Raw genomic sequence first — 19,267 nt, forward strand, 5'->3', positions numbered from 1 at the left:
CGTCGGTCAGCCAGAAAAGGTCGCTCATGTCACCGCTCCGTTTTCCGGGCCGTGAATCACGCAGCGCTTTGAAAATCAATGCATCCTGACCCTAGGCGAAGGCAAAGAACAGGTTTTCCTTGATGTTGCGAAGCGTTGCGGTGGCCAGTTTGCGGGCGCGTACAATGCCGGTCAGGTCGCCGCCCAGAAGGGTGATCCCTGCGCTTTCGACAGCCACGTCGGCTCCGGTGCCCATGGCAATCCCGACATCGGCGGCGGCAAGGGCAGGGGCGTCATTCACCCCGTCGCCGGCCATCGCGATATAGGCGCCTTGCGCACGCAACTCCTCGACAAGGGATTTCTTGTCCTCGGGCAGAACGCCCGCGCGGACCTCGTCGATATCGAGTTGGCGCGCGACCGCTTCGGCGGTGCGCTGGTTGTCGCCGGTCGCCATGATGACCCTAAGGCCAAGCGCGTGCAGGTCGCGGATCGCTGCGGCGGTCGTGTCCTTGATCGGGTCGGCAACGGCGACCAGACCGGCCAGCGTTCCGTCAAGGGCAACATACATGGCCGTCTTACCGTCCGCGCGCATCGCATCGGCGGGCGCGTCCCCAGCAGACGTGTCGACCCCCAGAGCCGCCATCAACGCCGGGTTGCCAAGAGCCACATCGCGGCCTTCAACCCGTCCGGTGACGCCTTTGCCCGTTACCGCATCGAATTCACTTGCGTCGTGGCGTGGGGCGCCCCTGTCCCGTGCACCCTGAACGATGGCTTCGGCCAGAGGGTGTTCGGAGCCGCGTTCCAGGGCGGCGGCATAGGCCAGCACGTCAGCCTCGTTCGCGCCCGACAGGCCGACCACGTCGGTCAGGGTGGGCTTGCCCATGGTCAGCGTGCCGGTCTTGTCGACGATGACGGTATCGACGCGGGCCATGCGCTCCAGTGCCTCGGCGTCCTTGATCAGCACGCCCGCCTGCGCGCCACGCCCGGCGGCGGTGGTGATCGAGATCGGCGTAGCCAGCCCCAGCGCACAGGGGCAGGCGATGATCAGTACGGAAACGGCGGCGGTGATGGCAAACGCCAGCGCCGGGTCAGGACCGATCAAAAGCCACGCGAAGAAGGCCAGCGTTGCAATACCGACCACGGTGGGTACGAAGATCGCCGAAACCCGGTCTGCCAGACCTTGGATTGGCGCCCGCGACCGGCGGGCGCCCGCGACCATGTCGACGATCTGGGAAAGCACCGTGTCGGCACCGACTTGCGTGGCGCGGATCGCCAGCGTGCCATTCTTGTTGATCGTGCCGCCGGTGACGCGGTCGCCTGCGGTCTTTTCGATGGGCACGGGTTCGCCGGTGATCATGCTTTCATCAACCGAGGACCGACCCTCGACCACTTCGGCATCCACCGGAATGCTGTCGCCGGGGCGGACGCGCAGCATGTCGCCCGCGACCACGTTTTCCAGCGGCGCATCGTATTCCTCGCCATCGGGCAGGATGCGGCGAGCGGTCTTTGGAGCAAGGTCCAGCAGGGCGCGGATCGCATCGCCGGTGCGTTCGCGCGCGCGGAGTTCCAGCACCTGCCCGACGAAAATCAGGGCGACGATGACGACCGAGGCCTCGAAATAGGTGCCGACGCCTTCGCCCATCCGGTAGTCCTCGGGGAAGACACTTGGCAGGAAGGTGGCAAAGATCGAATAGACATATGCCGACCCGACCCCAAGCGAGATCAGCGTCCACATGTTGGGTGACAGGTTGCGGAACGAGTCCAGCCCGCGTCTGAAGAACGGCAGCGCGGCCCACAGGACGATGGGCGTGGCCAACAGGAATTCGATGTAGGTCGCGATACGGTGACCCAGCCAGTCGCGGACGGGCAGGCCGACAAGCTCTCCCATCGTCAGGATGACCAAAGGCACCGCCGCCGCGGCGCTGATCCACATCCGGCGGGTGAAGTCGGTCAGTTCTTCGGACGGTTCGTCGCTGGGTAGCATCGGTTCCAGCGCCATGCCGCAGATCGGGCAGGCCCCCGGTTCGTCGCGGACGATCTCGGGGTGCATGGGGCAGGTCCATTGCGTGCCGGGTTGGGCCTGTTGGCCTGTCTTGTCGGCATTGCCGGACGCATAGAACCACGGGTCAGCCTTGAACCTGTCCTCGCAGGAGGCCGAGCAGAAATGATGGGTCTCTCCTCCAAAGGTCTGCGTTCGGGTGTCGTCCTTGACTTCGATGGTCATACCACAGACCGGGTCCGTGGCCGTAGGGGCGCCAGCCGGGATCGGGGCATGCTGCGAATGGGAGTGGTGGGCATGGTCGGGCATGATCGAAGTCCTTTCCCGTATCAGTCATGGGCCCTCCAGCAAGGGGAAGGTCAAGCGCCGTGATGGTGATGCATTTTGGGCGGGTGCCGACGCAAGAAGATGTGCTCGAAGCCAAAAACGATGATCATTCCGACACCTGCGATCACCACGATCCACGGGTCGGCCTGCACCTTCATCCCGGCAAAGGCAGCCAACACGACGGCGTCCAATCCGATTGCGGTCAGCAAGACCCAGCCGCGCGCGCCCACCTCGGTCCGCAGATTGCGGAACACTCCCCAATGGATCAGCATGTCCATCACCAGATAGAAGAACGCCCCCAGCGACGCGATGCGTCCGAGATCGAAGAAGATGGTCAGCAGCGTGGCAATCACAACCGTGTAGACTAAGGTGTGGTCGCGGATGACGCCGGGCATGCCGAAATGGCTGTGCGGGATCATCCGCATCTCGGTCAGCATGGCCAGCATGCGGGACACGGCAAAGACGCTGGCGATCAGGCCGGAGGCCGTCGCCACGAGCGCCAGGCCGACGGTCAGGTAGAACCCGGTCCGCCCCAGGGCCGGTTCCGCGGCCTCGGCCAGCGCATAGTCCCGTGCAGCAACGATCCGGTCCAGCGGCAGACTGCTGCCGACGGCAAAGGCGACCAACAGGTAGACCAGCGTACAGATGGCGATGGAAACGATGATGGCACGGCCAACGTTGCGGTGCGGGTTCGTGATTTCGGCCCCGCTGTTCGTGATGGTCGTGAACCCCTTGAAGGCAAGGATCGCCAGAGCCATCGAGGCGACAAATCCGGTGATCCCGGTGTCTTGCTGTCCCCCGGTCGCCTCGAAGCTGATCCCGCCCGCCCAAAGCGCTGCTATGCCGAAAACGGTGATGCCCCCGACCTTCAGCGCTGCCATCAGCACCGACAGCCAGCCGACGGACCGGTTGCCCGCGACATTGACCAGCCACGCAAACACGATGACGCTTACGCCGATGGCGGGCACAAGCCATGTGTCGCGCGGCATGTCGAGCCCGCGCAGCAGGTAGGTGGCAAAGGTCCGCGCCACGAGGCTTTCGTTGATGACCATCGACAGCGCCATCAGCAGGGCGGCCCCGGCGGCGACAGTCGTTGGGCCATAGGCTTTTTGCAAGATCATCCCTATGCCGCCCGCAGAGGGGTAGGCGTTCGACATCTTGACATAGGTGTAGGCGCTGAAGGCGGTGACAACGGCACCGGCGATGAAGGCGAAGGGGAAGAGCGGCCCCGCCAAAGCTGCGATCTGACCGGTCAGCGCGAGGATCCCGGCGCCGATCATCACGCCGGTACCCATGGCGATGGCATCCAGCAGGGTCAGGCTGTTCTTGCGATAGTCCGAAGTCATTCCGTATTCCTCTTGTCATCGTCCCGGTGCCGCAAGGCCAGCACCAGCAGCGGTACCGCCGTGACCAGCCCCAGGCCGAGGGCCAGCCATTCCGCCGACCCGAAATCTCCCTGCATGGCGACGCTGCCCACATGGGCCAGAACGAAGCTGGCGGGCAGGATTCCGGCCATCGTCGCCAGCGCAAAGCGCCAGGCGTGCAGGCGGCTCAGTCCGGCGGCATAACTCATCGCGTCGAACGATACGAAGGGCAGCAGGCGGCTGACAAAGACCGTCAGTGTCAATGCGTTTTGCGAACCGAACAGCCCGCGATCGGCACTGTGGCCCAATAAACGCTCGACCGTGCCGCGCCCGAGCGTCCTGGCAAGGGCAAAGGCGATGACCGCGCCGATCTCGGACCCGAGGGCGACGTAGGCTGCCCCGGCATAGTGCCCATAGGCGGCACCTGCCGCCAGCGCGATGGGCGCGCTGGGGATCGGGCTGGCGACAACGGCGGCGGTCATCAGTGCGACAACGGCGACAGGCCCCCAAGGGCCCGCGGCATGGACCCAAGTTTCGACCCGCGCGCGGTCGATCGTCGGCATCTGCCCACCCAGCAGCCAGTACAGGGCCAGCGCGCCAAGCAGCGCCGCCGCGATCCACACAAAGGGGCGAAGCGCCGGACTGAACCGATCCACGCCGCGCCCGGTCATGTCAGGTCAGCGCCTCTGGGAGGGATGCAAGCGCCGCATCCAGCGGCACCACGGGCAGCCCGGCGGCGATCCAGCCCGGCCCGGCCCCGGAGCCCAGCATCCCCTCGGAGATATCGGCATACCCGGTGTAGCCCGCCCGCATCAACGCGCCCAGCACCGACAGCGACCGCCCGCCCGTGGCGCAGATCAGCCCGACGGTGCGCTCGCCCGCGTGGGAGCGGGCCGCAAAGAGGCGGTCGGCAAAGCGGGCTTCGTGCATGCTGATCGGCCAGACCCCGGCGCCGATCCCGGTTTCCTGCCATTCCTCGCGAGAGCGGATGTCGATCACCCGCGCAGTATCGTTCAACAGCGCATCATAAGCCTGACCGGCGGACCATGCGCCCGTGCCCTGCGCCCAGGAAGGAACTGCAAACGGCGCCGCGCCCGAAGCCGCCAGCCCTGCCAGCACGAACCGCCGCGTGCGATCAGGCCGCATCGACAGCCCCCATCAGCATGTCGCGGACCTGGCCCGCGACGGCGTGCAACTGGTCGTTGTCGATTGCCGCCATCGACGCGACGGGATCGATCGCGCTGACTTCGGTGCCGCCCTCGACTTCGCGCAGGATGACGTTGCAGGGCAGCATCGCGCCGACGCGCGGTTCCAGCCCGATGGCCTCATACGCCATCTTGGGATTGCAGGCACCAAGGATGCGGTAGCCCTCCATTTCGGCGTCGATCTTCTTTTTCATCGTCGCCTTGACGTCGATTTCGGTCAGCACGCCGAACCCCGCCTCGGACAGGGCTGCGCGCACGCGCATGTCGGCGTCGTCGATCGACACGCCGCTCAGCAGGCGGTCATGGGTATAGCTCATGGCAGGTCTCCTATCGTTGCGGCATGGCCCGATTGCCGGGGCCATGCCCGTGTAACTGGCTCATTCCTGCGCGGGGTCCATCCTCGGCATGGAACCGATCCGCCCGGCAAAGCCCTGCATTTCGGAACCGGTGATCTTGCCGTCGCCGTCGGCATCGAGATGCTGGAAGCGATCGACCATCGTCTCCTTCATCATCTGTGCGTGCCAATCGGCGAATTCGTCAAGGCTCAGGCTGTCGTCCCCGTCGCCGTCATGGGACATCATGCCTTGCCGCATCATGTCGCCCATGTCCCCCATGCCGTCACCGGACGGGCCCATCATGGGGCGCATCATCTGCATCATGTCGCGGTCCATCATCCCCATTGCGGAGGACCCCATGCCCATCATCGGCATGTCGCCGCCCGCGTGCATCCGCATCATCATCTGCATCATGGTGTTGTGCATGTCGCCATTCATCTGGGGAATCGCCATGTCACCGCCCGTCGGGCCGGCGCCGTTTCCGGTGTGGTGGTCTGAGTCCGCAAGGGCGGGCGCTGCGGTCAGTGCCAGAACCGCAAGAACAGAGACAGCTTGTGTAAATCGGGGCATCGTGTGCTCCTTTCGCTTGAGAGTGTCGTTTCCGGCCCCAGTCAAACGCTGTTTTCGGGCGACATGCAGCCCCGGATTTGTAACGATCTGTCGCAAAGCCGGGGCGTGATACAAACCGCTACAAATCGACCGGTGAAGTTCCCGGCCCCGGTCCGTTAGAAGGGGCGCATGGGACAGCAACCGCATATTCTCGTGGTCGACGATCACGCCCAGATCCGCGAAAGCGTCACGCGGTTTCTGCAAAAGAACGGGGTGCGCGCCACCGCAGCCAAGGATGCGGCCGAAATGGATGCCTGCCTTGCGGTCGGCCAATTCGACCTGATGGTGCTGGACGTCATGATGCCGGGCGAGGACGGCCTGTCCGTCTGTCGCCGTCTGTCGCCGCAAGGCGATCTGCCCATCATCCTTCTGACCGCCCTTGGTGAGGAAACCGACCGGATCGTCGGGCTGGAGCTGGGGGCGGATGACTATCTGGCCAAGCCGTTCAATCCCCGCGAATTGCTTGCCCGGATCAAGTCCGTCCTGCGGCGGACCACGCGCGAAGCCCCCATGGCCGGGCGGCTGGCGGGCCAGACGGTGCGTTTTGCCCACCTGCTACTGGACACGGACCGGCAGATTCTGCGCGACGAATCGGGCGCCGAAACGGCGCTGACCAGCGCTGAGTTCAAGCTGCTGTCGGTCTTTTTGGAACGCCCGCGCATTGTGCTGAGCCGGGATCAGTTGCTGGACCTGACGGCAGGCCGCATGGCCGGACCGCTGGACCGCACCATCGACAACCAGATCAGCCGCCTGCGCCGCAAGATCGAGCCCGACGTGTTGCGCCCGCGCATCATTAAGACGGTGCGCAATGGCGGCTACAGCCTTGCCTGCGATGTCGAGGCCGAGGCATGAGCCTGCGTGCCGCGATGACGCTGCGCTGGCAGTTGGTCCTGCTGATCGTAGCGGCGCTGACCGTGGCGCAGATCATCAGCCTGCTGCTGTTCGCCGACGAGCGCAGCCTTGCGATCCGTGCGGCGCTTGGCTTCGAGGCGGCGGGGCGTGCAGCCAACGTGGCGCGCCTGATCGAAGAGGCGCCACCCGATCTGCATGCCTCGATCCTGCGGGCGGCAAATTCGCCTCTCGTGCGGTTCGACCTGTCGCAGACGGCCTTGGTTCAGCACAGCGACCATTCCGATGGCGGTCTGGTCGAAAGCCGCATCCGTACCCTGCTGGATGACAGCTACAGCCGCGACATCCGTGTCGAGCTTCACCAGATCGAGGGCCAGTTGATGCCGCTCGCCAATCTGTCGCGCGAGATGACAGAGATGCACATGGCGATGATGCGGGGCGAGCTGACAGCCATCGAGATGAACCTATCAATAGCCATTTCCGGGGGGCACTGGCTGAATGTGGGCACCCGCTTCGAACGCCCGCCGATCCAGTGGCCGCTGGAATCCATGCTGGCCTTTGTGCTGTCGGCTACGGTGCTGCTGATCGTGGTGATCTGGTTCGTCATGACGCGGTTGACCGGCCCGCTGCGGCGGCTGGCGCGGGCCGCCGACCGGCTGGGGCGGGGCGAGGACGTGCCTGAACTGCCCGTTGCCGGCCCGACCGAGGTCCGCGACCTGACGGTTTCCTTCAACCGGATGCAGGAACGCCTGACCCGCTTCGTCAATGACCGGACGCGGATGCTGGCGGCGCTGGGGCACGACCTGCGCTCGCCCCTGACGGCGATGCGGGTGCGTGCCGAGATGGTCGACGACGACGAAACCCGCGACAGCATCGTCGCCTCGGTCGAGGAAATGCAGGGCATGGTCGAGGCAACGTTGACTTTCGCACGCGGACTGACCGGATCAGAGCAGCCCGAACGCGTCAATCTGCACGACTACCTCGGCGCTCTGTGCCAGACCCTGCCCGCCGGGGTCGACCTGCTGGGAGCCGACGACACCGAACTGCGCTTGCGCCCCAACGCCATGCGCCGCGCCTTGCGCAACCTGATCGAAAACGCCCTGCGCTACGGCCATATGGCGCGCATCGATTGGCAAAAGACTGGCGGGGAGGTGGTTCTGATCGTTGACGACGACGGACCGGGCATCCCCGAGGACCAGTTGGACAAGGTCTTTGACCCGTTTGTGCGGCTCGAAGAGTCGCGGTCGCTGGAAACCGGCGGGCATGGGCTGGGACTGTCCATCGCCCGGACGATCATCCAGTCGCATGGCGGCGATGTCACTCTGACGAACCGGCCCGAAGGCGGGTTGCGGGCACGGGTGCGGCTGCCGAACGGACATGCGGCCAACACCGAAGGAGAAACACCATGAGACAGATCCTGATTTCACTGGGCGCGGCGCTGGCCGGCGCAGCACCTGCGCTGGCCGATGCCGATGACGGCATGATGAACGGCTATGGCATGGGCGGTTTCGGATTTGGCCTTGGCGGGTTCGGGATGCTGCTGTTCTGGGGCCTCGTGATTGCGATCGTCGTACTGGTCGTGATGCGGCTGACGGGCCGTGGCGACAGCGGGCCAGCCGTGTCCGATGCGCCGGATCCCCTTGAGGAACTGCGCCTGCGCTATGCGCGGGGCGAGATCGACGAAGAGGAGTTCCAGCGTCGCAAAGCTGCGCTGGACAAATAACCGCGACACCCCCGAGGGAGGCCAAGCATGATCCCGGAAATCGGACATTTCTCACTGGCATTGGCGCTGGCCTTGGCCATTGTTCAGAGCGTGTTGCCTATTCTGGGCGCGTCGCGCGGCAACGTCGTGTGGATGCAATCCGCGCAATCCTCGGCCATGGGGCAGGTGGTTTTTGTCGGGTTGGCCTTTGCCGCCTTGATGCGCTCTTTCGTGGTCAGCGACTTTACCGTGCTGAACGTGGTTGAGAATTCCCATTCGCTGAAACCGATGCTGTTCAAGATCGCCGGCACATGGGGCAGCCACGAAGGCTCGCTGCTGTTGTGGGTGCTGATCCTTGCGGTGTTCGGCGCGGGCGTGGCCTTGTTCGGATCGAACATCCCCGCCGCCACCAAGGCGCGCGTCCTGTCGGTGCAGGCCTGGATCAGCGTCGGTTTCCTGAGCTTCCTGCTGTTCACCTCGAACCCGTTCGAACGGGTCTTTCCGCCGCCCGCGAATGGCAATGACCTGAACCCGCTGTTGCAGGACGTTGGTCTCGCCATGCATCCGCCGCTGCTGTATTTCGGGTATGTAGGCTTTTCCATCGTGTTTTCCTTTGCGGTTGCGGCCTTGCTCGAAGGGAGGGTCGATGCCGCCTGGGCGCGCTGGGTGCGGCCGTGGACGCTGGCTGCGTGGATGAGCCTGACAGCCGGGATCGCGCTGGGATCGTGGTGGGCTTATTACGAGTTGGGCTGGGGCGGCTGGTGGTTCTGGGACCCGGTGGAGAATGTCAGCTTCATGCCGTGGCTAATGGGAACGGCGCTGCTGCATTCCGCCATCGTCACGGAAAAGCGCGACGCCTTCAAAAGCTGGACGATCCTGCTGGCGATCCTGACATTTTCGTTGTCGCTGCTGGGCACCTTCATCGTGCGTTCGGGGCTGCTGACCTCGGTTCATGCGTTTGCCGTCGATCCAGAGCGCGGGCTGTACATCCTCGGGCTGTTGGGCCTGTCCATCGGCGGGTCGTTGGCGCTTTATGCGTGGCGGGCCCCCGAGATGGAGGGCGGCGGCCTGTTCCGGCCCGTCAGCCGAGAGGCAGGCCTGCTGCTCAACAATCTGATCCTCGCGGCGGCGACCGGGACGGTGCTGTTCGGAACGCTCTACCCGCTGCTGCTGGAGGCGTTGACCGGCGACAAGATTTCGGTCGGACCACCGTTCTTCAACGCCGCTTTCGTCCCGATGATGCTGGTCCTCGTGCTGTTCATGGGGATCGGGCCGTTCCTGTCGTGGAAGCGCGCCGATATTGGCGGGGTGCTCCAACGGGTGCGCTTCGTGGCGCTGCTGTGCCTCGCTGCGACTCTGATGCTTTGGTATGTTCAGACCGGTGCGCCTGTGTTGGCCTATGTCGCGGTTGCCGCAGCGCTCTGGCTGCTGTTTGCGACGCTTCGGGAATGGGCGCTGCGGATCAAGCTGTTCGACGCACCGCTGTCCGAATCGGCCCGCCGCGCCCGCGCACTACCACGGGCGTCGCATGGCATGACGCTGGCTCATGCCGGGCTGGCGGTGGTCATACTGGGCATGGTCGGGTCAAGCGCCTGGAAGAGCGAAGAAATAGCCTTTGTCCGACCTGGGGACCGCATCGAGATTGCCGGGTTCGAGGTCCTGTTCGAGGGGGTCGAGAAGCGTCGCGGGCCGAATTATCTGGCCGATCAGGGCCGGTTGAAGGTTTGGCGCAATGGCAGCTACGTGACGACTTTGTTCCCCGAACGGCGCAGCTATCCCGTGGCCCGGTCGACGACAACGGAATCCGCGATCCGCTCGACCCTGGCAGGGGATCTCTACGCCTCGATCACGGAACCGGCCTCGGACACGGCGGCCAAGGGCGGGGCGTGGACCCTGCGCATCCTGTACGAACCGCTGGTGAACCTGCTGTGGATTGGTGCGGGCCTGCTGGTGCTGGGTGGCGCGCTGTCGCTATCGGACCGTCGCCTGCGCGTCGGGGCGCCACGGCGGGCGCGCCGACCGCAACCCCAGCCCGCCGAATAGGAGTGACCATGAAACGCATGTTAGCCGGGCTGCCGTTGGTGTTGGCGGCCATCCTCGGGGCCTTTTTCCTTTGGGGACTGGACCCTGAGCGTGACCCAAATGATATCCCCTCGGTTCTGATCTCGCACCCGGTGCCGGAGTTTGCGCTGGACCCGGTCCCAGGACTCGACGTGCCGGGCCTTGCAACAGCGGACCTGTCGGGCAATCCCGGCCCCGTGGTGGTCAATGTCTTTGCCTCGTGGTGCGTGCCGTGCAAGGCCGAACATGCGGTCCTGTCGCGGTTCGTCGAACGGGACGGGGTGCGCCTTCTGGGCATCAACTACAAGGACAAGCCCGAGGACGCCCTGCGTTGGCTCGCCGAGTTGGGCAACCCGTACAGTGCCATCGGCTCTGACCTCGATGGTCGGGCGGGTATCGAATGGGGCATTTCCGGCGTTCCGGAAACCTTCATCGTCGGCGGAGACGGAACGGTTCTGTATCGCTATGTCGGGCCGATCGTGGGCGAGGACGCCGTGGCAAAATTCACGCTCGCGTTGCAGCAGGCGCAAGGCGGCCTGTCATGAGGGCGGTGGTGCTCGCCGTTCTGTTGGCTGTCTTGCCCATGCTCGCGCAGGCTGTAGAGCCGGACGAGATCCTGGCCGACCCGGCGCTTGAGGCGCGCGCCCGCGTGATCTCCAAGCAGCTGCGCTGCGTGGTTTGCCAGAGCCAGGACATCGACAGTTCCAACGCCGGGGTGGCGCGGGATTTGCGGCTGCTCGTACGTGAACGGCTGACCGCGGGCGACAGCAATGCGGAAGTGGTCGACTACATCCACGCGCGCTACGGAGATTTCGTCCTGTTGAAACCGCCGTTCACACGTCGGACCGTGGTGCTTTGGCTTGCGCCGCTGGTCCTGATTTTTGCAGCGGTGCTGACCGGGGGGCTCAGTCTTTCGCGGGCCCGACGCCGACGCACCGACGCGGCGCTCGATCCCGAAGACGAGGCGCGCATTGCAGCGGCCATGGACCGATACAAACAGGGAGGATCGGAATGATCTGGGGTATTTTCGCCATCATGGCGATTGCTGGTCTGACCATCGCGCTGTTTCCGATGCGCCGGGCAGGCATGGCACCGGTCTTGCGCGCCGACGCCGTGCCGGCGGTTCTGGTCGACCAGCTCGAAGAAATCGACCGCGACATGGCGCGGGGGCTGGTCTCTGCACCCGAAGCAGAGGCCGCAAGGCAGGAAATCCGCCGCCGCATGGCGCAGGTGCTGCGGCGCGCTGATCGGCAGACCGTCACGACGACAGGCGGGCGCGGCGCGCTGATCCTCGCGGCGGTGTTTGTCCCGGTCATGGCCTTTGGCTACTATTCGTTCGCCGGTGCGCCCGACGTGCCGGCTGTGGCCTTCGCCGACCGCGCCGACGAGCGCGCCGACACGCGACGGATCGCCGATTTGGCTGGGCAATTGCGCGAAAGGCTGAGGGCCGATCCCGACGGCGGCCCGACCGATGGCTGGATGTTGTTGGGCCAGACCTATGCGCGCATGGGACAATTCGACGAAGCCGTTACCGCCTTCCGGACGGCCTCTGGCCGTGACGACGCGGTTTCGGCGACATGGTCGATGCTGGCCGAGGCGATGATCCGGGCCAATGACGGAACCGTCACGCCGGACGCGGTGACCGCTTTGAACAGGGCGCTGACGCTGGACCTCTCGAACCCGGCGGCGGCGTTCTACCTTGCGATCGCGGACGCGCAGGCAGGAGAGGTCGGGGCAGCTCATGACCGCCTGACGGCGCGACTGGCCGAGACGCCGGGCTACCAGCCCTGGATGGACACCTATATTGCGCAGGCGAATGCATTCGCACAAACACTCGGCCGGGCGCCCATCGCGTCGCGTGCGCCTGTTGCCCGCAGCCCCAGTGCCGCCGATGTCGCCGCCGCACAGGAGATGAGCGAAGGCGACAGGGCGGTTTTCATACGGTCCATGGTGGATCGTCTGGCGACGCGGCTTGAGGATGAACCGGATGACGTGAACGGATGGCTCAGGCTGGCGAATGCCTATGGCGTGCTCCAAGAGATGGACAAGGCGCGGGACGCTTACCTTCGCGCGGATGCGCTGTTGCCCGAGGGCGATGCGCGCAAGGCAGAGGTCAGGGCAAGCATCGCACGTCTGGAAAACCCGTGATCAGTCCGGGTTACCGGGCCGCCATGTCCATCGTTGACCGTCGTGTACCAGGTGGATCGGGGCGAGAGGATGGATATCCAGCCGGAACCCGGCAATAGGCGGCAGGTCCAGCGCGCTGACAATGACTCCGCGCAGCACGGGCGGGGCCGCCAGAGCCACCACACGATCTGCCGACGAGGCCGCCATCTGGTCCAGCCAGGGTCGTACGGTCGCGCAGAGGTCTGTCAGGGAGGTACCCCCGCCGGGGCGAGCTTCGGGGTCACGGGTCCACAGTGACAGTGCCTCGGGATCGGTGGCGGCGACTTCGTCCAGGGTCATGTCTGTCCAGTGCCCGAAATCCTGCGCGCCGAGCGCCGCGCAGTCGTTTGGCTGCAATCCAAGCTCCAAGGCCAAGACACCGGTCCCTGGCGCGGTCTGGCAAGCACTGCCCCCAAGCCGGCCAGAGAGGGTACGTGCCCGCTGTACCTGCGCAGCGCTCATATCCGCGGCAAGGCGAAAGGGGTGATGCGCAGACATGGGCGCGGCAACGAGGATCAGGCGCATGGGGGGCTTTCGTACAGGCGAGGCAAGAAAATGTTGGCAGCTCGAGGCATTCTGGCCTATCGATCAGACACAGGGGAATACGGAAGCCGGTGAAAATCCGGCACGGTCGCGCCACTGTGATCGCGCAAGCGTAAGTCAGACACGGATCCCTGGAAAATACTCATGACGCGTCATCAGAAGGAGTACCAAATGACTGTCGCAACCCGTCCCGCCGTTTCGAGCGATCTTCCCGCCATCCCTATGCGGGACATTGCCCCTTGGGCGATCCTGGCCGCGCTGCTGGCTGTCCTGCTGGTCTATTTCGTTGGTGCAGAGCAGGGCGCATGGTCTGTTTTCGCCGGGACCGACGTGCACGAATTCGTGCACGATGCGCGCCACCTTCTTGGCTTTCCCTGCCACTAAGTTACAGCGATGACTCGTCTTCTTGTGCTCGGCCTTCTGGCCGGGCTGTTGGCGTCCGTGGTGACGTTCGGCGTGGCGCGACTTGTCGGTGAACCTGCGCTGGACGCGGCCATCGCGATGGAAACCACCGACAGCCACACACACGCGACAGATACGCCGGATCTTTCCGATACCGGCGGCATGTCGCGCCATTTGCAGGCTGGTCCTGGATTGTTCGTCGGTCTCGCCGCCGTGGGCGTGGCCCTGGGCGGGATCCTGGCAATCAGCTTTGCCGTGGCGCGGGGGCGGATCCTGCATGGATCGACACGGGCCACGGTGGCCTGGATCACGGCGTTGGGCTTTGCCGCGGTGATCGTCGTTCCCATGCTGAAGTTTCCGGGAAATCCGCCAGCAGTTGGCAACCCCGAAACGATCGGGGCGCGCACCCTGGCCTATTTCGCCTTTCTGGCGCTGTCGTTGGCAACCCTCGGGCCGGCTGTCTCGGCGGTGAAAGGGATCGCTTCGCGACGACGCAAGATGCTGATCGGGGCGGGGATCTACGCAGGGGTCATGTCCGGGGCAGCGATCCTGTTGCCCTCGTTCCACGAGGTGGACCCGGCCTTTCCGCGCGATCTGCTCTGGCAGTTCCGGGCATCGACATTGGCGGTGCAGGCAACGCTGTGGGCCAGCACGGGGATCGCCTTTGGCTGGCTGGTCGAACGGTTCGGCCAATCCATTTGACGGGAGGTGTACAGATATCGGCACGGTGACGTTCAGAAAGTAACCTTCACGTTCGGTGCTTGCGGCGGAATTCCGGCGCGACCAAAGCGTTGCCAGATCAGCGAGTTGTTTCCCGATGTCAGGGCCGCAACTGGCCGTCCGCACGCGCGACTGGCCAAGACGCGTGGTTTGCGCGCAAGGCAGAGGTTCAGGCAATACTGGCGCAACTCGGGGGAGACTGAGGTCAGCCGACCCGACGGATCAGGCTAAATTGAAAAGCTTGCTCCGCGCCTTTCGGGGTTTGGTGGAGGTGGCGGCGATGCGCCACCGGCGCGAAACTGTCTGCCAAAAGCACCGCGATATTCTCGGGGCTGTAGCGGACGACCGGCAGGCCGCTGCACCGATCCGGTCCGTCCGGCGCAAAAGTGGCTATGATGGCATGGCCATCGATCCGGACGGCGCGTGTCAAGCTCTCGATATAGGCGGCTCTGTCGGCGGGGTCGGTGAGAAAGTGGAATACCGCCCTGTCATGCCACAGGTCGTACTGTCGCGTCGGCGACCAGGTGGTGATGTCTTTACACAGCCAGGTCAAGCTGCCCCCTGCGGGCCCCAGCCGGTCTCGCGCGGCATCCAAGGCCACTTGCGACAGGTCCAAAATCGTCACGTCGCGCAGCCCCATCGCCAGCACGGCGTCCGTGAAACGGGACATGCCGCCGCCTATGTCGATCACCGACGCGCCTCTGGGAATTCCGGCCATCCGAATTAGGTCGAGCGAAACTGTCGGATCGTCCTGATGCCAGCTCAGGCTGGTCTCGGGCGTCTTGCCGTAGACGGTGTCCCAGTGTTCTTTTCGATCGACTGACATGGCCATGCCCACTGACGCGGATCTGCAGACCAACTAAAGGTCCAACATATTCCATATACATAATGTTTAAATGTCAGTTCGGCAAGGTTGCCCGATCGAGAGCCTTCAGCACGGATCGGTCCGTCAGGATTTCCGACAGGACGATACCCTCTGGCGCGCCCGGTCCATAGACGACGTTGAAGGGGATGCCGTAACGGTCGAAGCTTTCGAGATAGCGCGCAATCGACTCGTCCGGGCGCGTCCAGTCGGCCTGCATGAGGGTGATGCCGTCAGCGGACAGCGCCGTGCGCACCGGGTCGCGTTCCAGCACCAGGGCTTTGTTGGCCTTGCAGGTCAGGCACCAATCCGCAGTGACATCGACAAAGACGACCTGCCCGCCCGACACCTGCCGCGCGATCTCGGCGCGGGCAAAGCTTTGCCAAGCCAGCGCGCTGCCGTCCGGCGCGGGGGAGGCGGCGGGCGTGGACACGAAGGGAGCGGCCACCAACGTCACAGCGACCAGAAGCGCCGCGCCAGACAGGCGCGGACCCGGTGACAGGCGGCTGAGCGACAGCAACCCGGTCACCGACAGCGCCAATGCCAGCACGATGAGCGCAGTCCACGGCCCGGCGACACCGCTCATGACCCAGACCAGCCACCCGAGCGTGGCCAACAGCATCAGCCCCAGAACCACCTTGACCAGCAGCATCCAGCGCCCGGGCTTCGGCAGGCACGTCACCACTCCTGGCCACGCCGCGACCAGCAGGTATGGCAGAGCCAGCCCCAGCCCCAGCGCGGTAAAGATCACGGCGATATCGAGACCCCGACCGGCCAGCGCAAAGGCTATGGCGGTGCCCAGCAGCGGCGCGGAACAGGGCGTGGCCATGACCGCCGCGAAAAGGCCTGTGGCAAAATCTCCGCCGCCGTTATTGGCCATCCATGTCTGGAGCCTGGACGGCAAGGAAATCTCGAACGCGCCCAGCAGGTTGCCGGAAAAAACCGTCATCACGACGATCAGACCTGCAAGGAAGACCGGGTTCTGGAATTGCAGACCCCAACCCACGGACACACCCGCCCATTTCAATCCGTAGAGTACCGCCGCAAGCGCCCACATGAAGGTGAGGACCCCGGCGGCGGCGGCAAGAAAACCGCGGCGGATGCGCGGGCGATCCTCTGAGCCGTGGCGCAGGACAGACGAGAACTTGATCGACAGGACGGGCAGCACGCAGGGCATAACGTTCAGGATCAGACCGCCAAGGAAGGCAAGCGCGGCGATCCCGGCCAGCATCCCCGCCCCGGTCCTCCGCGTTGCCAGACGAAAGGGCGGGGCAGGGGCGCTTGCCACCTTTGTGGCTGGCACCGTAAAGGCGCGGGTGTCCCCGTCGGTCACTGTGATACGCGGTGTCTCGGGCGGGCCAGAGGACAGGATCGGGAGCCGCGCCCAAAGCAGGCGTCCGTCTTCGCCCAGCCGAATGTCGGGTGCACCGAAGGTGACGCCGTCACCGGCCTCGGGGAAGATGTCGGGCGCGTCGAAGGCCTTGGTGCTGCGCAGCGCGACGGTCAGGCTGCGGGCCGCGTCATCCACATGGAATTGCGCCGAGGTGATGCGCGGAACGGGGGCCATTTGCGGGACCTTGTCCACGAAACGCGCAATCCTGTCGGCAGAGGTCTGGTCGATGCCGCTGCCCGGCGGCAGGTCGAGCGTCAGGACGAAATCCTCAGGCACGCAGATGTCGGAGCATACCAGCAGCGACACGGCCGCGTGCAGCCGGGCCGCGGTGCCGGGCTGTTTCAGCGTGATCCGCAAGGGGAACACAACCTCTCCATGATAGCCGAAATTCTGGATGCCGAAGGCGGTGAAGCGTTCCGGTGCAGGCCATTGAAAATCGACTTCGGCGATGTTGGTCGAGCCGGACCAGTCGACCCGGGGCGGTGTGCCGACCTCTCCCGGCGTGCGCCAATAGGTCTTCCATCCCTCGGATATGGTCAGGTCCAACCCGGCGGCCAAGCTGCGTGATCCCGGCGCCACACCGTTTTGCGCGGTGATGAGCCGGGCAATGACAGGGGTCGAACGATAAACGTCCGACGTGGCGGCCAAGGCCCCGCTCGCAATCAGCGACAGGGCGGTCAGAAACCCGACAAAATACGTCTTCCGGCGCAGCATGGTCACGTCAGTTTCCCGTGTTCAGAACGAATCCTGTCCGGCCATCTGCGCAACGCAGTTGTGCAACGCCGGGCGACGATCCGTCCACGATCTCGCAGCCAGGGGGAAGCAAGGCCGCGACCGTATCTCCACCCTGCGTCGACAGGGCTGAGGGCGAACGGAAGCAGTCACTGAGCGTGGCAGAACAGCCCGACACAACCGCCATTGCCCCAAGCACAAAGACGCGAGGGGTCAAGTCCTTCAGGCCTCCTCGGGGCGGCGCTCCGAGCGCGCCTCGGATTTGGCAGTGTCGTGGCTGTGGCACGATTTGCCCATCATCTTGTGCATGACAAGGTGCGCACCGACGCATAGCACCAGCGGCGCAAAGGCCAGTGCATTCGATCCCAGCCCCGACAATGTGCCGCCGCCGATGAAATATCCGGCGATCGGCAGCAGCATCACGGCGCAGCAGGCCATCATGCCCCAATGCATCAGCTTTCCTGCGCCCCTGGCAGAGTGCCTGTCATCCTTCATCGCCCAATCCTTTCGCGGTGTCGTCGATGGCGGTTATGCCACCCTCCGGCAGCGGAAGGTCAAGGATACAAACAGATACATTTCTCTGGCCCTGCTGCGATTGATGTGTGCGGCCCGGCCTGTATCTATCATTGCCAAAGTTGACGGAGGGTATGACCATGACCAGACAGAAACAGACGCGTCGCGCCGTTCTGCGCGCGGCCATGGCCTCTGCCGGTCTGATCGGAGCGCCGGGCATCCTGCGCGCCGCCGGGGATGTGCAACGGCGCAACATCTCGGCATTTCGGACCCATGACTGGCATGACCATTTCGATAACCTTGGCAAGGGCATCATCATCGCCGACACCGCCAGCAAGATGCTGCAGCACTGGACTGCAGAGGGTGAAATGCGGATCTATCCGACATCGGTTCCGCTGACGGATGAACTGACCAAGCGTGGCTACACCGAAGTCGTCGAAAAACGCAAGAATCCCGGCTGGGCGCCGACCCCGTCGATGCGCGAACGCAACCCGGAATGGCCCGCATATGTCGAGGGCGGCGACCCGACCAATCCCCTGGGAACACGGGCGCTATACCTGTCATGGACCTACTACCGGATCCACGGAACGCAGGACACGCGCAAGATCGGACGCAAGTCCTCGAACGGTTGCATTGGTCTCTACAACCGACAGATCGAAGAGGTCTACGACCGCGCGCCGCTTGGCACACAGGTCAAACTGATCTGAAATCAAACAAGCAGGACAGACAAGATGGACAAGTTGACGGGCCTGATCGGGGTCGTTCTGATCGGTGGTGTCGCGGCACTGGGATGGCAGGTGTTTGGCGCGCAGGACGCGCCGCAAGGGCATTCGATGGTGCCGCCGGACACCAGCAATATTGCTGAAGGTGCGCCCATTGCCGAGGTCTCTCTTCCCGATGACCTGTCGGCCAGTGCAAAGCTGGGCAAGACCATGTTCGAAGCGGCCTGCGCCAAGTGTCATGGCGATAACGCCGCAGGACAGAACGGCATCGCGCCGCCGCTGGTCCACAAGATCTACGAGCCGAACCATCATGGCGACATGGCCTTTCTCATGGCAGCCAAGAACGGCGTGCAATCTCATCACTGGAACTTCGGCAACATGCCGAAAATCGACGGCGTGACCGACGGCGACGTCAAGATGATCGTCGCCTATGTGCGGGAATTGCAGCGGGCGAACGGGATCAACTGATGCGGGTTCGGGTGGGACTTCGGCTGTGTCTGGTGTTGCTCTGCACGATGGTGCTGGCGTCGCTTGGCGTGACCGAGTTCGACCCGCATCCCGAAAGCCGCCGGATCGCCTCCGTCGAGGACCATGTGCATGATTCCGAGGCACAGGGCCATTGCCACCCCGGTATCGACTGCGCCCCTGCGGTGATCTTCCTTGCGCTTCATATGCCGGAGGTCACACCTGTTCGGCTCGACACGCCACGGCTTTCGGAGGCTCGGTTGGACGAGGGTTGGCGCTTTACCGATGATCCACCCCCGCCGCGATATCGTGTCTGATG

22 protein-coding genes and 1 riboswitch are annotated in these 19,267 nt (G+C 64.7%); of the genes, 12 read left to right on the plus strand and 10 right to left on the minus strand.

What is annotated here, in order from left to right; all coding sequences use genetic code 11:
- Nucleotides 1-91 precede the first annotated feature (91 nt).
- The 6 genes from CLV74_RS20155 to CLV74_RS23260 are packed head-to-tail and all read right to left on the minus strand — an operon-like array spanning nt 92 to nt 5,779.
- Entirely contained in the window at nt 92-2,287 is a 2,196-nt protein-coding gene (locus CLV74_RS20155; protein WP_106268374.1) for a heavy metal translocating P-type ATPase, read from the minus strand.
- Between the two features lie 50 nt (nt 2,288-2,337).
- Entirely contained in the window at nt 2,338-3,651 is a 1,314-nt protein-coding gene (locus CLV74_RS20160) for an APC family permease (protein ID WP_058249088.1), read from the minus strand.
- Nucleotides 3,648-4,340: a TVP38/TMEM64 family protein gene (locus tag CLV74_RS20165; RefSeq protein ID WP_058249087.1), complete on the minus strand. Its 693-nt coding sequence runs from the start codon at nt 4,338-4,340 to the stop codon at nt 3,648-3,650. The genes CLV74_RS20160 and CLV74_RS20165 overlap by 4 nt, the downstream gene beginning before the upstream one ends.
- A 1-nt stretch (nt 4,341) precedes the next feature.
- Nucleotides 4,342-4,815, minus strand: coding sequence for a rhodanese-like domain-containing protein (locus CLV74_RS20170; RefSeq protein WP_106268377.1), 474 nt, complete (start codon nt 4,813-4,815; stop codon nt 4,342-4,344).
- Entirely contained in the window at nt 4,805-5,191 is a 387-nt protein-coding gene (locus tag CLV74_RS20175; RefSeq protein WP_058249086.1) for a DUF302 domain-containing protein, read from the minus strand. The genes CLV74_RS20170 and CLV74_RS20175 overlap by 11 nt, the downstream gene beginning before the upstream one ends.
- 60 nt (nt 5,192-5,251) lie before the next feature.
- A complete protein-coding gene (locus tag CLV74_RS23260) occupies nt 5,252-5,779 on the minus strand; it encodes an EF-hand domain-containing protein (protein WP_058249085.1) in 528 nt (175 codons plus the stop codon).
- A gap of 168 nt (nt 5,780-5,947) precedes the next feature.
- Here CLV74_RS23260 and CLV74_RS20185 point away from each other — a divergent pair, with 168 nt between their 5' ends.
- From CLV74_RS20185 to ccmI, 7 genes are read left to right on the plus strand one after another with little or no spacing between them, the layout of a single operon-like run.
- Entirely contained in the window at nt 5,948-6,670 is a 723-nt protein-coding gene (locus tag CLV74_RS20185) for a response regulator (RefSeq protein WP_058249084.1), read from the plus strand.
- A complete protein-coding gene (locus CLV74_RS20190) occupies nt 6,667-8,076 on the plus strand; it encodes an ATP-binding protein (RefSeq protein WP_058249083.1) in 1,410 nt (469 codons plus the stop codon). The genes CLV74_RS20185 and CLV74_RS20190 overlap by 4 nt, the downstream gene beginning before the upstream one ends.
- Nucleotides 8,073-8,390, plus strand: a complete 318-nt coding sequence (locus CLV74_RS20195; protein WP_234988890.1) for an SHOCT domain-containing protein — start codon at nt 8,073-8,075, stop codon at nt 8,388-8,390. Before CLV74_RS20190 ends, CLV74_RS20195 begins: the two co-directional genes overlap by 4 nt.
- Nucleotides 8,391-8,417: 27 nt before the next feature.
- On the plus strand, nt 8,418-10,412 hold the full coding sequence (locus CLV74_RS20200; RefSeq protein WP_058249082.1) for a heme lyase CcmF/NrfE family subunit: 1,995 nt from the start codon (nt 8,418-8,420) through the stop codon (nt 10,410-10,412).
- An 8-nt stretch (nt 10,413-10,420) separates the two neighbouring features.
- A complete protein-coding gene (locus CLV74_RS20205; RefSeq protein WP_058249081.1) occupies nt 10,421-10,975 on the plus strand; it encodes a DsbE family thiol:disulfide interchange protein in 555 nt (184 codons plus the stop codon).
- Complete coding sequence (locus CLV74_RS20210; RefSeq protein ID WP_106268379.1) at nt 10,972-11,445, plus strand: cytochrome c-type biogenesis protein; 474 nt, start codon at nt 10,972-10,974, stop codon at nt 11,443-11,445. The genes CLV74_RS20205 and CLV74_RS20210 overlap by 4 nt, the downstream gene beginning before the upstream one ends.
- Complete coding sequence (ccmI, locus tag CLV74_RS20215) at nt 11,442-12,578, plus strand: c-type cytochrome biogenesis protein CcmI (protein ID WP_106268381.1); 1,137 nt, start codon at nt 11,442-11,444, stop codon at nt 12,576-12,578. Before CLV74_RS20210 ends, ccmI begins: the two co-directional genes overlap by 4 nt.
- Here ccmI and CLV74_RS20220 read toward each other — a convergent pair whose 3' ends face one another.
- On the minus strand, nt 12,579-13,121 hold the full coding sequence (locus CLV74_RS20220; protein WP_058249078.1) for a histidine phosphatase family protein: 543 nt from the start codon (nt 13,119-13,121) through the stop codon (nt 12,579-12,581).
- A gap of 35 nt (nt 13,122-13,156) precedes the next feature.
- Nucleotides 13,157-13,288, plus strand: a riboswitch (cobalamin riboswitch).
- Between the two features lie 22 nt (nt 13,289-13,310).
- On the opposite strand from CLV74_RS20220, the gene CLV74_RS20225 reads away from it, so the two are divergent.
- A complete protein-coding gene (locus CLV74_RS20225) occupies nt 13,311-13,523 on the plus strand; it encodes a CbtB domain-containing protein (RefSeq protein WP_106268384.1) in 213 nt (70 codons plus the stop codon).
- 9 nt (nt 13,524-13,532) lie between these two features.
- Nucleotides 13,533-14,243, plus strand: coding sequence for a CbtA family protein (locus tag CLV74_RS20230; protein ID WP_106268386.1), 711 nt, complete (start codon nt 13,533-13,535; stop codon nt 14,241-14,243).
- A gap of 223 nt (nt 14,244-14,466) precedes the next feature.
- Here CLV74_RS20230 and CLV74_RS20235 read toward each other — a convergent pair whose 3' ends face one another.
- The 3 genes from CLV74_RS20235 to CLV74_RS20245 all read right to left on the minus strand — a co-directional run bounded on the left by CLV74_RS20235 (nt 14,467) and on the right by CLV74_RS20245 (nt 17,701).
- Nucleotides 14,467-15,087: a class I SAM-dependent methyltransferase gene (locus CLV74_RS20235; protein WP_106268401.1), complete on the minus strand. Its 621-nt coding sequence runs from the start codon at nt 15,085-15,087 to the stop codon at nt 14,467-14,469.
- A gap of 73 nt (nt 15,088-15,160) precedes the next feature.
- Nucleotides 15,161-17,095 (minus strand): protein-disulfide reductase DsbD family protein, encoded by a 1,935-nt coding sequence (locus CLV74_RS20240; RefSeq protein WP_281260675.1) that lies wholly within the window; start codon nt 17,093-17,095, stop codon nt 15,161-15,163.
- Between the two features lie 375 nt (nt 17,096-17,470).
- Entirely contained in the window at nt 17,471-17,701 is a 231-nt protein-coding gene (locus CLV74_RS20245) for a DUF2933 domain-containing protein (protein ID WP_240672154.1), read from the minus strand.
- A gap of 194 nt (nt 17,702-17,895) precedes the next feature.
- Here CLV74_RS20245 and CLV74_RS20250 point away from each other — a divergent pair, with 194 nt between their 5' ends.
- From CLV74_RS20250 to CLV74_RS20260, 3 genes are read left to right on the plus strand one after another with little or no spacing between them, the layout of a single operon-like run.
- Nucleotides 17,896-18,468 carry a L,D-transpeptidase gene (locus tag CLV74_RS20250; RefSeq protein WP_058249070.1) on the plus strand — a complete coding sequence of 191 codons (573 nt, stop codon included), beginning with the start codon at nt 17,896-17,898 and terminating at the stop codon, nt 18,466-18,468.
- A 24-nt stretch (nt 18,469-18,492) separates the two neighbouring features.
- A complete protein-coding gene (locus CLV74_RS20255; RefSeq protein WP_058249069.1) occupies nt 18,493-18,951 on the plus strand; it encodes a c-type cytochrome in 459 nt (152 codons plus the stop codon).
- Nucleotides 18,951-19,265, plus strand: a complete 315-nt coding sequence (locus CLV74_RS20260; protein WP_058249068.1) for a hypothetical protein — start codon at nt 18,951-18,953, stop codon at nt 19,263-19,265. Before CLV74_RS20255 ends, CLV74_RS20260 begins: the two co-directional genes overlap by 1 nt.
- Nucleotides 19,266-19,267 lie beyond the last annotated feature (2 nt).

Origin of the sequence: Donghicola tyrosinivorans (assembly GCF_003003355.1) — a bacterium.
Classification (GTDB): Bacteria; Pseudomonadota; Alphaproteobacteria; order Rhodobacterales; family Rhodobacteraceae; genus Donghicola; species Donghicola tyrosinivorans.

Bases quoted from the DNA above. Each gene is read 5' to 3' on its own strand.
- CLV74_RS23260 (WP_058249085.1), bottom strand. From the start codon at position 5,779: ATGCCCCGATTTACACAAGCTGTCTCTGTTCTTGCGGTTCTGGCACTG.
- CLV74_RS20200 (WP_058249082.1), top strand. From the start codon at position 8,418: ATGATCCCGGAAATCGGACATTTCTCACTGGCATTGGCGCTGGCCTTG.
- CLV74_RS20245 (WP_240672154.1), bottom strand. From the start codon at position 17,701: ATGCATTGGGGCATGATGGCCTGCTGCGCCGTGATGCTGCTGCCGATC.
- CLV74_RS20210 (WP_106268379.1), top strand. From the start codon at position 10,972: ATGAGGGCGGTGGTGCTCGCCGTTCTGTTGGCTGTCTTGCCCATGCTC.
- CLV74_RS20165 (WP_058249087.1), bottom strand. From the start codon at position 4,340: ATGACCGGGCGCGGCGTGGATCGGTTCAGTCCGGCGCTTCGCCCCTTT.
- CLV74_RS20225 (WP_106268384.1), top strand. From the start codon at position 13,311: ATGACTGTCGCAACCCGTCCCGCCGTTTCGAGCGATCTTCCCGCCATC.
- CLV74_RS20235 (WP_106268401.1), bottom strand. From the start codon at position 15,087: ATGTCAGTCGATCGAAAAGAACACTGGGACACCGTCTACGGCAAGACG.
- CLV74_RS20255 (WP_058249069.1), top strand. From the start codon at position 18,493: ATGGACAAGTTGACGGGCCTGATCGGGGTCGTTCTGATCGGTGGTGTC.
- CLV74_RS20230 (WP_106268386.1), top strand. From the start codon at position 13,533: ATGACTCGTCTTCTTGTGCTCGGCCTTCTGGCCGGGCTGTTGGCGTCC.
- CLV74_RS20220 (WP_058249078.1), bottom strand. From the start codon at position 13,121: ATGCGCCTGATCCTCGTTGCCGCGCCCATGTCTGCGCATCACCCCTTT.
- CLV74_RS20250 (WP_058249070.1), top strand. From the start codon at position 17,896: ATGACCATGACCAGACAGAAACAGACGCGTCGCGCCGTTCTGCGCGCG.
- CLV74_RS20175 (WP_058249086.1), bottom strand. From the start codon at position 5,191: ATGAGCTATACCCATGACCGCCTGCTGAGCGGCGTGTCGATCGACGAC.
- CLV74_RS20185 (WP_058249084.1), top strand. From the start codon at position 5,948: ATGGGACAGCAACCGCATATTCTCGTGGTCGACGATCACGCCCAGATC.
- CLV74_RS20205 (WP_058249081.1), top strand. From the start codon at position 10,421: ATGAAACGCATGTTAGCCGGGCTGCCGTTGGTGTTGGCGGCCATCCTC.
- CLV74_RS20155 (WP_106268374.1), bottom strand. From the start codon at position 2,287: ATGCCCGACCATGCCCACCACTCCCATTCGCAGCATGCCCCGATCCCG.
- CLV74_RS20190 (WP_058249083.1), top strand. From the start codon at position 6,667: ATGAGCCTGCGTGCCGCGATGACGCTGCGCTGGCAGTTGGTCCTGCTG.
- CLV74_RS20170 (WP_106268377.1), bottom strand. From the start codon at position 4,815: ATGCGGCCTGATCGCACGCGGCGGTTCGTGCTGGCAGGGCTGGCGGCT.
- ccmI (WP_106268381.1), top strand. From the start codon at position 11,442: ATGATCTGGGGTATTTTCGCCATCATGGCGATTGCTGGTCTGACCATC.
- CLV74_RS20195 (WP_234988890.1), top strand. From the start codon at position 8,073: ATGAGACAGATCCTGATTTCACTGGGCGCGGCGCTGGCCGGCGCAGCA.
- CLV74_RS20160 (WP_058249088.1), bottom strand. From the start codon at position 3,651: ATGACTTCGGACTATCGCAAGAACAGCCTGACCCTGCTGGATGCCATC.
- CLV74_RS20260 (WP_058249068.1), top strand. From the start codon at position 18,951: ATGCGGGTTCGGGTGGGACTTCGGCTGTGTCTGGTGTTGCTCTGCACG.